General features: G+C 34.8%; 11 protein-coding genes. 4 read left to right on the top strand and 7 right to left on the bottom strand.

The features are described 5' to 3' along the window. Positions 1 to 286: 286 nt before the first annotated feature. Positions 287 to 640: a hypothetical protein gene (locus AC6EJB_RS08215; protein WP_498490868.1), complete on the top strand. Its 354-nt coding sequence runs from the start codon at positions 287 to 289 to the stop codon at positions 638 to 640. A gap of 472 nt (positions 641 to 1112) precedes the next feature. Here the strand turns inward: AC6EJB_RS08215 and ntcA are convergent, their stop codons facing one another. After that, complete coding sequence (gene ntcA, locus AC6EJB_RS08210; protein ID WP_498493000.1) at positions 1113 to 1817, bottom strand: global nitrogen regulator NtcA; 705 nt, start codon at positions 1815 to 1817, stop codon at positions 1113 to 1115. A gap of 477 nt (positions 1818 to 2294) precedes the next feature. Between ntcA and AC6EJB_RS08205 the strand changes: the two genes are divergently transcribed. Together AC6EJB_RS08205 and AC6EJB_RS08200 are read left to right on the top strand one after the other, a co-directional pair. Beyond that, on the top strand, positions 2295 to 2576 hold the full coding sequence (locus tag AC6EJB_RS08205; RefSeq protein ID WP_498490866.1) for a galactose oxidase: 282 nt from the start codon (positions 2295 to 2297) through the stop codon (positions 2574 to 2576). A gap of 4 nt (positions 2577 to 2580) precedes the next feature. Continuing rightward, complete coding sequence (locus tag AC6EJB_RS08200; protein WP_498490865.1) at positions 2581 to 2742, top strand: hypothetical protein; 162 nt, start codon at positions 2581 to 2583, stop codon at positions 2740 to 2742. A gap of 314 nt (positions 2743 to 3056) precedes the next feature. On the opposite strand, the gene AC6EJB_RS08195 is transcribed toward AC6EJB_RS08200, so the two are convergent. The 5 genes from AC6EJB_RS08195 to argJ all read right to left on the bottom strand — a co-directional run bounded on the left by AC6EJB_RS08195 (position 3057) and on the right by argJ (position 9792). Continuing rightward, positions 3057 to 4406 (bottom strand): ammonium transporter, encoded by a 1350-nt coding sequence (locus AC6EJB_RS08195; RefSeq protein WP_498490863.1) that lies wholly within the window; start codon positions 4404 to 4406, stop codon positions 3057 to 3059. Between the two features lie 114 nt (positions 4407 to 4520). Next, on the bottom strand, positions 4521 to 4796 hold the full coding sequence (locus tag AC6EJB_RS08190; protein ID WP_498490862.1) for a cupin domain-containing protein: 276 nt from the start codon (positions 4794 to 4796) through the stop codon (positions 4521 to 4523). Between the two features lie 494 nt (positions 4797 to 5290). Then, complete coding sequence (locus tag AC6EJB_RS08185; protein WP_498490861.1) at positions 5291 to 6118, bottom strand: hypothetical protein; 828 nt, start codon at positions 6116 to 6118, stop codon at positions 5291 to 5293. Between the two features lie 414 nt (positions 6119 to 6532). Beyond that, positions 6533 to 8212 (bottom strand): zinc-ribbon domain-containing protein, encoded by a 1680-nt coding sequence (locus AC6EJB_RS08180; protein ID WP_498490860.1) that lies wholly within the window; start codon positions 8210 to 8212, stop codon positions 6533 to 6535. Positions 8213 to 8529: 317 nt separating this feature from the next. Then, positions 8530 to 9792: a bifunctional glutamate N-acetyltransferase/amino-acid acetyltransferase ArgJ gene (gene argJ / locus AC6EJB_RS08175; RefSeq protein ID WP_498490859.1), complete on the bottom strand. Its 1263-nt coding sequence runs from the start codon at positions 9790 to 9792 to the stop codon at positions 8530 to 8532. 15 nt (positions 9793 to 9807) lie between these two features. Between argJ and coaE the strand changes: the two genes are divergently transcribed. After that, the gene (coaE, locus tag AC6EJB_RS08170; protein ID WP_498490858.1) at positions 9808 to 10452 is read left to right on the top strand and encodes a dephospho-CoA kinase; all 645 of its coding nucleotides are present in this window, start codon (positions 9808 to 9810) and stop codon (positions 10450 to 10452) included. Here coaE and gatB read toward each other — a convergent pair. Further along, positions 10449 to 11924, bottom strand: coding sequence for an Asp-tRNA(Asn)/Glu-tRNA(Gln) amidotransferase subunit GatB (gene gatB, locus AC6EJB_RS08165; protein WP_498490857.1), 1476 nt, complete (start codon positions 11922 to 11924; stop codon positions 10449 to 10451). The genes coaE and gatB overlap by 4 nt on opposite strands. Between the last annotated feature and the right edge of the window lie 32 nt (positions 11925 to 11956).

The raw sequence follows: 11956 nt of genomic DNA, 5'->3' as shown, positions 1-11956 counted from the left end.
TTGGATTGAATTTTCTTTTGCTTACTCTTCAGATAAGTAATGACAGGCATCTTTGATATCTTCTACTAAACATATATATCGTATATATGTATATAAAGCCAGCTAATGAATGCCGACGAAAATAGTGTGTAACAACTATTGAAGCTAAAACATCTAAAATAATTTTTTTCGGCTTTAAGAAATTTTCTCTAACTTGAAATACCTACAAAGAATCGATATAACTAGTGCACACTATCTTTTAATAATGCTAAATCTTATTACCATATCGATCGGTTTATTTTTAATAATGCTTACTGGATGGACTGTCACAACTTACTTTATAAAAAAAGATTCTCAAGAGGTAATCAAAGAAGAACTGAGCAATTTATTTGATATTTGCAAAAAATTGTTATTCTCTCTAAAAAATCTCATAGGGATCTTAATCAGTACCTCTCTTTCTCCTAAAGAAAGAGAGACAAGCCCTGTCGAAGAGACTCTATCAAAGAAAAATGAGCCACTATTAAATGTAGTCCAGCCAATTAATGAAATCAAAGAGCAATCAGTAGAGCTAAAACATGACGACGATGATGATGATGCACTTTCTTCATTCAGTCCAGAAGTCGTTGAAGTAATTAACGAAGAAGAGGAAAAAGTTGCATGATTAAATTCAACAGAATCTAAGAAAAATTTCTGCACTCTCATTATTCATAGAACCGTCACTCATTTACCACCATACGCCGCTAATCTTTAGTTATCTAGAGAGAAAACATATCTATCCCTCTAAACAGCTCCAACTATGTGCGTATTAAGTAGTAGCATTGCGGTAGCGTCTAATTCAAGCAGCCCTAAATCCCTTTTATAGCAAGCAGTCTCAGATTACGTTGTATAATCGGCATGGATACAAATATAAACCATAAAACCCAGTCATATCAAGCGATAATAAGGATATAGTTAGTGGTATTTTAGTGGTATATTTGCCATTCATCTGCTGAAAAACCAGTCATAAGTGGTTCACCGGTATAAAGGTGGTATATAAAAAGAGAATGTTATTCATATTTAATCTCATAAGATCACTAAATTATTTTTGAATCACTTTCTATAGACAACTAAAATGATCTACAAATTATAGTCAATTAATTTAATTGAAAATATTTTAATAATAATGAGGAATCAAAAATAACAATTTTTTTTCGATCGATAGTTAACAATCCTAATTTTTTGAGTTCGCCAATAATACGAGTAATAGTAACTCGTGTAGATCCAATAGCATCAGCAATATCTTGATGTGTGAGATGTAGATCAATAGTTATACCTTGTATCCCTACTACTCCAAAATCGTCACACAAAATACAAAGAAAATTAACGAGTTTAGAATAAATATCTTTATGAGTTAATGACTCAATAACGGTTTCCGTCTGTAAAATACGATTTGACAAACTCTGAAGCAAAAGAAATCCAATCTTTGTATTATCATTAATCGCTTTTTTCACTGAAATGGCAGGAGCAGTTTCTAACACAACAGAAGTCAGTGCAACAGCGTGATATTTTCGATCTGCTTGATACCCATTAAGAAAAGATAGAACACCGAACAGAGAATTTTCTTTTAACACAGCAACTGTATTTTGTTCCCCTGATTCATACACTCTTGAGAGTCGAACAGCACCCTTTCGGATTAAGAAAATCTTATTTGCAGAATCTCCAGGGAAAAATATGGTTCTTGATTTATCAAAAGTTTCCGCAGTTGAACCATCCAGCGCTCTAATAACATCAAGAAGACATTCCTTCTCAAAGGAATGATCACTGGTCTGATTCGCTTTGCTTTTTAACTTTTTTTGTATATCACAAGATATAACAGGGGTTTTCGAAGATGTCACAACACAAATACCTGATACTTCATTTATATAGAAATGATAATCATTTTCATATTATACTTTAATCTAAGGTTATGATTTTAGTATGAATTTAAAAAATTATTTTCTGCATCTATTGAGAAAATGAATTCATGCAGTACAACTGCTTTTACTGGTATGAAAGCGGTATATTATAACATCGATCTCCCAAACTCATTGCACTAGAATGGATTAGAGATGGCTCTCTTCAAATCAAGTCAAAACAACAAATCCTCACCAAAAAAGATCTTATGTTTAATGGCTGAATCTATTGAAAAACAATTAATTAATACTTGACAACACCTCCTTACCATTGCTAGTACAGATGTACTGCTATAAACACATGGCTCCAACGTCCTCACCCTATGCCGTTTTTCGTGCATCAGATTGGAATTCAGTGGTAGCAGAACCTATTGGATTAAGGCAATGTCTTCGTATCGCACCCAAAAAGTTCTACCCCAGAAGCGTTACAACCCAGCAGAGGAGTGGGACTATCTCGAAGAAGACACTCTTAAACACACACGTTCAGCTAGCGTTTGCATGACATGTCAACATTTCAATTATTGCTGCGACAGGCATTGCAGAACGATTCTTACTTGTCATCTCCATCAACGTCTAATTCCTCATGGAGATCATTTGACTTCAAAGTGTCAGTGTTGGATGCAGCGACTAGAGAGAAAGATTGGATGGTGTCCCGAGGCTGCTTGATCAAATGACAAAAGAACAGCTCGCACAAAAAATTGCTAGAGAAATCTACACAGGGAGAGGAAAGCTAGAAAGCTTTCACGCCTTTCAATGTATTTGCAGTTATTTCTCTGATCTTTCGTTGGATGACCTAGAGGGTATTGCTGGTCAGTATGGAATAAATATTTAAAAAGCTCAAAGAATCCCAGAGACAACCAGCATCTGCCTAATAACCAAACCTACAACACAAAAAAGGATAACTCGACTCAAGACATACATAGGAATGTTGTTCATTTAATTTTTAACTCTCAGAGAGATGAAAAATAAAGAGTGTAGTAAGACAAAGCAGTCGAGGTTAAGACTGTTTTGTCTTATGAGGAATTCAGAGTTCATTATGGTTAGGCAACAAAAAACCGCCCAGTTATAAACAAGGCGGTTTTTAGTGATCAACAGAAACAAGATTTCAGTCAAATCATGGAATGAGAAGATCCGGGATTTTGAAATCTATATGGCATTAGGAGAACCAATTCTCTCCACATAAGCCTCTTCACCATGCTCAGAAATATCTAAGCCAGCATCTTCTTCTGCTTTTTCAACTCTATAATCACAGCCAAGTAATTTCAATAAAAGAGCGATTATCAAAGTTCCAAATGCGGCAATTCCATATGCAATTAAAACTGCTTGAAATTGTCCTAAAACCAATCCAATACGACCTTGCTCTGCAAGAACTAATCCAGCAGGATGAGATGAAATTAATTCTGCTTTTGCAAAAAATCCCGTAAGTATCGCCCCCACTGTTCCACCTACACCGTGAACAGCGAAGGTATCTAATGAGTCGTCAAAAGATAATTTAATTTTAACCTGAACTGAGATGTAGCATAAAGAAGATGTAATAGCACCAATCAACATTCCACTAGCTGGACTTACGAAGCCAGCTGCTGGCGTGATACCTACCAAGCCCGCAACAGCTCCAGTAGCCATGCCTACCGCAGTTGCTTTCCCATCTCTAAATGTTTCAATCAACGCCCAAGCTACCAATCCAGCTGCTGCTGAAACATGAGTTGTAGTAAAAGGAAGTTCTGCACCGCCAACACTTAGTTGGCTTCCCCCATTAAAGCCAAACCAGCCAAACCACAATAAACCTGTTCCTATAAGAATCTGAGTAATATCGTGGGGAGGCTTGATACCTTTAGGCCAATTACTACGCGAACCTATTAATCCTGCGAGTACTAAAGCCGATACTCCTGAACTGATGTGAACAACCGTTCCTCCAGCAAAATCTAAATCTTTGCCAAGCAAACCGCCGCCCCAAACCATGTGAGCAAGAGGTGCATAAACAAATAAAATCCATATAGGCGTGAATAAACACCAAAAACGAAAACTAATTCTTTCTACTAATGCTCCTGAAATCAAAGCCGGAGTAATTATGGCGAACATACCTTGAAAGAGTGCAAAACTCAGTCCTGGTATCTGAAGACCATCCCAATTGCTTGGAAGATTTTCAAAAAATGCATACGTTAATGGATTACCTATAAAAGCATTAGAGGCTCCTCCATCCGAGAAGGCTAGACTAAAACCTACTGATGTCCACACAAGAGTAGCTATTCCCATCATGACAAAGCTCATTGCCATTGTGTTGAGCACATTTTTAGCTTGAGTAAAGCCTCCGTAAAAAAAAGCTAAGCCTGGTGTCATCAACAAAACCAATGCCGATGATGTCAAAATCAAAGTATTGTCTGCAGCTGAGAAATTAGATTCAGTTGCATGTGCAGGAAAAAATGCAGCGCTTATGAGCTGAATAGCAGGAACAGCAAGTAGCGCTATTCCTAACCTTCCAATACGAGTTCGCAGCAAAATAAAAAATGTACATTGCGATACATAATTGCTACTTAGTTGAAACAAGAAAAGTTCACTATGAACATTTTTAGCATATGCGTATAAATCGATACTTTTTGAGGTCGATCACTTTTAACCACCAAATTGATAATGCTTTCGGACTGCCTTATGAAGATCCCATCTACAGTCCATTCCCGCTAAGAAGACAACTAAGTCACCTGCTCCAAACTTCACAGGTTCTCCTTCGTCAGGAGTAACTGTGACTTCACCCTCAAGCAACAAACAAGTCTCTTTATCGTCATAAGTCCAATCAAAAGAGCTTGCTTCACAAGTCCAGATTGGCCAGCTTTTAATCCCTAGTTCCTCAATAGTGGTCTCAGGACAAGGAGAAGTTACTGATATCGACAAGAGCTAAAAAACATAGTGAACTTCTTTTTTAGCTTCTAATAGAAACAGTTGTCTAATAGCTACTCAAATTTTGACAAAAATGTTTGAAGGCGTTTTACGTATAGAGCGAGGATCGAGAGTCCCCCATACCCCCACTTCAAATAGAAAGATAATACGTCTTATAAAACTGTTACCTTAGTGTTACTCCTACTCTCTATGTTCTTTAAATTGACTGCTATAACTTAATTTTTGTATTACGTTGTGTAATCGGCATTTATTCACTACATCCCCTTTTCTGATTCACTACATATGTCTACTACTGGGATTATAAAGAAAAAAATAATCACATAATAATCACACTCACTCACAAAATAATCACACTCCTTTTTCTAATACTTACAAAACTCATGAAAGAGGGGGTGTATTTGAGTACACCCCCCTACTAAATAAGAGATATAAATTAAGTCTGAATTATTAGTCATTGATTGAATACTTATGAAAAAAATTACTAATTTTTAAAAACAATTTTCTGTAGATGTACCAGATAATCCTCCAAATCCAGATGGACTCGCATTAAAACTTTTAAAACACATAGTTGGTTGTGATGATTGAGGAAGAGGAGTAGGAGCATATTGTTTTTGCGCATTTCTCAACGACTCTTCAAAATTGCGTTGTTGTTGTAATTTCAAAGATTGAGCTTCATAGTCTGTAAGGCAAAGATTTTTTCCCTTAATTAATCCAAAAAATGCTCTGTTTTGATAAAGTCTTTTGCCAGGAGGACAAGAATAGTTATTGGATCGTGCCAAATTTTCTCGTCTTTTTTGATCATTCGATTTCCATCTCACAACACATTTTTCATATGGATTAACAGAGGACCAAGGATGGCCTACATAATTCTTACAGTATTTATGAATAACTAATGTAATATCTTCGGATTGTTTGCCTAATTTATAAAGGAGAGACCTACATCGTCTAGGAGTAACCCCTGGAGCCCTTCTTGTCCAAATCCCATCAGAGGAGCATCGTGTATTAATAAAATCTTCATTGAAAAAACGCCATACAAAAGCACTAATATTTCCATTTGCTTGTTGAAAACGAATGCCTACAAAAATGAAACAGGGAATACTCATCAAAAGAATAGATCTCGTGAAAGTATTCTTATTTTTCCAAAATAGACTTTTAAATTTTGAAAGAGGTTTAAAATCATTGCCAAGTGAGAGGAATGATCTTTTAATTATCGATATTTTTTGAGACTGTACTTGTTGAGGAGCTCCACAATTAGGACAAGATGTAGCCTTGTTAGAAATCTCTTTACCGCATTCATAACATGTTATTAGTGCCATCTAAAAACTATTTTTTCAGACAATAGCATAATTATATTTTCCCTTCTTCGTATCTAAGATTAACTACTACTATTTAATTGAAATTCTAATCAAATCAACTAATTCTAATTTTGCAAATTAATCCACCTATCTAATCTTTCGGATAAATACGCTAAGTTATATCAATAGAAAGAGAATTGCGTCTTGTATAAGAATCACATAATAGTCGCATATGCTAAAATAGTGAATAAATACATCAGCAAATCAGTTGCAATAATTGAGTTATTAGGGAATCACACTACCTATGTTGTGTAGTCGGCATTTATATACAACATCCACTTTTCTGATATACAACATCTTTCTAAACCCTTACGCCTACTAGAGGAGAGATAATAGAAAATAATCACATAATAATCACACTCACTCAAAAAATAATCACATTCTCATTTTTTTCATAGCCAAAGGTTCCAATTTTTTTAATGACCAACCTTTGTCTAGGCCTCTTCCACCCCTTGATAATGAAGCATTTAAATTAGACCACTTTTCTCCTTCTAATCCTTCAACATCTTTATCAGCATAAGTGGGAAATCTTTTTGGATCAGAATTTTCATAGAAAATTATCATCAAGTCAATAATGTCGTCTTGAGAAATCGAAGATTTATCTTTGCCATTAGCCCAATTGAAATGCTTCCTTTTTTGTTGTATCAATTTAGGTAATCCTCCAATTTTAGGCAAAGATCTATGTCCAAGTCTTAGAGCAGCATCAATATTTCTAAATGATTCTTCACCCATAGATGGGACAGATTTACTAAACATGCCAGGATATTTCCCATATATTTTTTTGTATTCATCTACAAACTTCATCACCTTTTCAACCTTAATTGCCTTCTCTGGTAATGACTTTCCTCTTCCAGGGACCGGAGCTTTCCCACCTGTAACAGCTAAGTTTCCTTTTCTCACATACTCCTCTAATTCAAACCTTTTTCGTAATTTCCCCTCTGCTGCATACTTCTTAACCTCTTCATTAGGGATGAATCCAAGTTTTCCTAATGCTTGGACAATCAACTTTGCCGTCTCATAATATTTATTAGATTTAATGCCAATTAAATCATGTTTAGAGATGGAAGGGAGAGGATGCTCTCTTACTCTGAAAACAAAATATCCTCCTTTTTCTAATCTTTTATTTTTCTCAATATCTCTATCCTTTCTTTTCTGCCCTTTATGAAAAAAAGAACCATCATATTCAATAACTAATTTCTTATCTCTGACAATTATATCTACATCATAAAGTAAATTATCTATTTCAAGAGTGTGATCATCAATATCAATATTCAAAATTGTTGACAACTCAAATGCAACACAAGACTCTGCTTTAGAACTTGGTTTTATAATCTTTGCACATTTCTTACATCCTACTCCTTTTGATCTCTGATCAATAGCTAATTCATAATCAGGATGGTTTAATCCACTAAGGCATCTCCAAAAAATAATCTCATTACTATTAGGCAAAAATTGATTGGGGTTTTTGTCACCATTCTTGGTTGGATGCCACTCTTTAATTAAATGTGGAAATTCTGTAGCCAAAGAATAATCTTCAGAGGCTTTTCGACCGCCTCCTGCTTCAGGACAATAAATACATCCACTTCTTCTTGGGGATCCATCCTTCTTTTTAAAAGAGGTTCTTTGATTTGGTGACTTTTTCCAAAAATGTTTTGGATTTTTTAAACACTGCCACCAAACTGGAGTGATAGATCCTCTTGTTAAATCAGTTGGTTTTAAATCTCCATTTTTAGTTGGATGCCACTCTTTAACCAACTCTGGATGAGTAATTGCAAGGTTATAACTTGCACTAGCTCTTAATCCCAAACAGAAAGGACATTTAGTAAAAGTTCTATCTTCTAAATTTCTTTTTTGTGTTCTTGATCCAGGAGATGTTTCCCATGTGTGATCAGGTTGAACAACTCCATTAACTAGGGCATAACATCTCCACCAAACCTTTTTTGATGATCTCCAAGTCAAAGAATGAACAGTGTGTGGAAGATTCCTTTTATCTTCAAACTGCCTTGCCAGTTCAGGAGAATACTCAAAGATAGAAACTTTTTGGTGATAATCCAAAATAAATATCTAAATCTTTTTAAAGCATTTTCTGGAACATACCATATTTACTTGAGGTGATGTACTTGGCGACACTACCTACTAACTAGTTAATATTAATTACCCCAGGATTCTAGATGCAGACTAAATGTTGGATATAATCTAATTTAAAAATAAATCTCACAAGATTTTTAATCAATTTAATCAACGATTATCTCTATTAAAAACGAACGAATTTCGTCATATAATACAATCACAAAATAATCACATATGCCAAAATAGTATATAAATACAATAGCAAATCCACTGCAATAACTGAGGTTTTGACGATTACAATTTCAAGTAGTATAGTCAGCATTGATACTAACATATTGGTCAGATAAGTCACACCCCCAAGATGTAGCTGAACCTTTTCCCATCCCTACCAATAAACGAATCCTTATAAGATCATCAAGCAAATATTTTCCATTTAATCTCGCTTTCATAAAATTACTAACTATTTGTCTATCAAAGTCAAGAGGTATTCCATTTGAAAAAATTGCATAAGGTCCAATCCATAATTTCACATCATTCAAATTAAAAAAACTTCCTGAACGTCCAAGTGCAGCAATAATTCGTCCCCAATTAGGATCTGAACCATGAACTGCAGTTTTAACCAAGGAAGATGAAGCAATAGTACGAGCAATTAGTTGAGCATCTGAATTATTCTGAGCACCTTCAACCTTTATCTCCAATAAGCAATTAGCTCCTTCCCCGTCCCTTGCAATTGCTTTGGCCAAGTATTGAGCAGTAAGATGTAATCCTTCTTCAAGGGTTGATAAATATCTTGAATCTAATTCTGTACCAGAAGAAAAAGCTAAAAAAGTATCATTAGTACTAGTATCTCCATCAACTGTAATTGCATTAAAAGAAGATTCTGCTACTCGCTGAATCATATCTGACCATAATGCTTGATCGATACCTGCATCACATGTGACATAACTCAACATAGTCGCCATTGATGGATGAATCATACCTGAGCCCTTAGCCATGCCTCCTATACATACGCGTCTACCACCTAAATTCGCTTCATATGCAATTTGCTTAACCTTAAGATCTGTGGTGAGAATTGCATTGGCGGCATCCAGGTATGCGTTTTTATCTAAGCTCTTTATAAGATCATCTAAATGACCTGTAACTTTATCTATTGGTATTGGCTCACCAATGACACCAGTAGAACATATCAATACTTCTTCTGTTGATAACCCCAGACGTTTAGCAAGTTCATATGTGATAGTTTCACTATCAATTTTTCCTCTATTACCCGTACATGCATTTGCTTGTCCAGAATTAATTACAACAGCACGTATTTTTCCCTGAGTAACTTTAAGACGATCAATACATAGATCCACACAATACGCACGGACTAATGATTGGGTAAAGGTCCCGCTACAACAAGAACCCTCAGGTGCATAAAGTAAGGCAAGATCTTTCTTCCCAGAAACCTTTAATCCTGCTGAAATACCAGCTGCTAGAAAGCCATCAGGACTGGTAATGCCACCGGAAATTGGAGACCATGAAGAAGATACCAAAAGACTCAAGTTCAAAAATGCATTTTTCACTTACTATCAATATTAATGATTGATAAAAAACAAACAAAAAACTTTTGTCTTAGATGGAAAGGCAAGCAAAAAAGAATAGGTATCACTGGAGGAATTGCTAGTGGCAAATCACTAATTGGAGCTTTTCTTTTTAAAGCCAAACAATGGCCAATTATTGATGCTGATTTATATGCTCATGAAGCCTTAAAGCCTGGAAGCGAACTATCAAAGCAAGTCTTATTAAGATTTGGACAGAAAGTAGTGCAAGAATCGAGAAGCAATGATCAAATTATTAATCGTAAAGCATTAGCAAAAATTATTTTTACAAACAATATTGAAAAAAAATGGCTGGAAGAAATAATACATCCATTTGTCAATAAAAGAATTGAAGAGGAATTAGAAAGATTTAAATCAAATTCAGTAATTATATTAATTATTCCTCTACTGTTTGAAAAAGATTATACAAATATATGTAGTGAAGTTTTATATATAGATTGTTCTAAAGCTAAACAACTAGAGCGAATACAGAAAAGAGATAAATTAAGTTTTGAAGAGGCAAATCAAAGAATTGATGCACAATTAGAAAACTCTATAAAAAAACAATTTGCAGATTATATAATTAATAATTCTAACGATGATCAAACATGGAAAATGGAATTACAAAAATTATATAATTTCTAACCTTGTAATTTCTTATTTAATAATTTATTAGCAAGTTTTGGGTCCGCTTTTCCTTTTGTTTCCTTCATTAATTGACCAACAAAAAAACCTAACAATTTCTTCTTCCCAGCTCTAAAAGATTCAACCTCATTAGGATGATTTAGAATCAATTTATCAATAATTTCCTCAATAACTTTTGGATCACCAATCATGCCTAAACCACGTTCTTGAACTAATTGCTTTGGTGAACCACCTTTACTTAATAGTTCAGGTAAAATTTCTTTAGCAATTTTTCCACTTATTTCTCCTGCATCAATCATATTTAACATTTCTGCTAATTCATTCGGTTTAAAAGATAATTGATCAAATAATAATCTATTTGATTTTATATATGCTGCTATGTCTCCGGTTATCCAATTTGCAGAAGCTTTTGCTGCTCCACCTTCATTAACAACTTGCTCAAAATATTTAGCCATTGAAGATTCATCAGTCAAAACTCGTGCATCATAAATAGAAAGACCAAGTTCTGCTGCATATCTATTTCTTTTAGCAGCTGGCAATTCTGGTAATTCTGAACGCCATTTCTCTTTTAAATCATTACTTACTTCTATCGGACCTAAATCAGGATCAGGAAAATAACGATAATCACTACTGCCTTCTTTTGATCTCATGCTTTTAGTAAGTTGCTTGCCTTCATCCCACAACCTCGTTTCTTGTTTTACTTTCTCTCCAGATTCATAAGCTTTAATTTGCCGCTTAATTTCATATTCACATGCTTTCTGAATTGCTGAAAATGAATTCATATTTTTTATTTCTACTTTTGTGCCAAATGGATCATTAACAGTTGGTCTGACTGAAATATTGACATCACATCGCAAAGAACCTTCCTGCATATTTCCATCTGATACTCCTAAGTAACGCATGATTCTTCTAATTTCAGCTGCATACTCAGCAGCCTCTCTAGCCGTTCTTAGATCAGGTTTACTCACTATTTCGGCCAATGCTACGCCTGCTCTATTGTAATCAACCAAAGAATGAGTAGAGCCCGACAATTGATCACTACCTGCGTGAACAAGTTTTCCAGCGTCCTCCTCCATATGTAATCTTTCAATGCCTATTTTTTTGATATAAGTCTCTTTCCCTTTTTCAGCTACTTCTACCTCTATCCAACCATCTTCTGCAATAGGTTCATCAAACTGAGATATTTGATAATTTTTTGGTAAGTCTGGATAAAAATATTGCTTTCTATCAAATTTACTATGAGAGGCAATATTTAGATTCAACGCCATCGCTGCTTTAACTGCATATTCCAAAACCTTCTTATTTAAAACTGGCAAAGTGCCTGGTAACCCACAAACTACTGGATCAATATGAGTATTTGGATCATCACCAAAATTTGTTGATGCGCTTGTAAATATTTTGCTATTAGTCCCCAACTGCACATGCGTCTCTAATCCGATTACCACTTCCCAAGAAACATTTGATTCTGTCATTAATTTGACCTAGATATGAGAATCTTATGAAA

It is taken from the genome of Prochlorococcus sp. G4PB17, from assembly GCF_059772445.1.
Note: the sequence above shows the minus strand (reverse complement) of the source record. Positions and strands in the feature narration are given on the sequence as shown.

What these genes read in the sequence shown, in the direction of transcription:
- coaE (WP_498490858.1), top strand. Translation starts at nt 9,808, where the DNA reads ATGATTGATAAAAAACAAACAAAAAACTTTTGTCTTAGATGGAAAGGC.
- AC6EJB_RS08200 (WP_498490865.1), top strand. Translation starts at nt 2,581, where the DNA reads ATGACAAAAGAACAGCTCGCACAAAAAATTGCTAGAGAAATCTACACA.
- AC6EJB_RS08185 (WP_498490861.1), bottom strand. Translation starts at nt 6,118, where the DNA reads ATGGCACTAATAACATGTTATGAATGCGGTAAAGAGATTTCTAACAAG.
- AC6EJB_RS08205 (WP_498490866.1), top strand. Translation starts at nt 2,295, where the DNA reads ATGTCTTCGTATCGCACCCAAAAAGTTCTACCCCAGAAGCGTTACAAC.
- AC6EJB_RS08215 (WP_498490868.1), top strand. Translation starts at nt 287, where the DNA reads ATGCTTACTGGATGGACTGTCACAACTTACTTTATAAAAAAAGATTCT.
- gatB (WP_498490857.1), bottom strand. Translation starts at nt 11,924, where the DNA reads ATGACAGAATCAAATGTTTCTTGGGAAGTGGTAATCGGATTAGAGACG.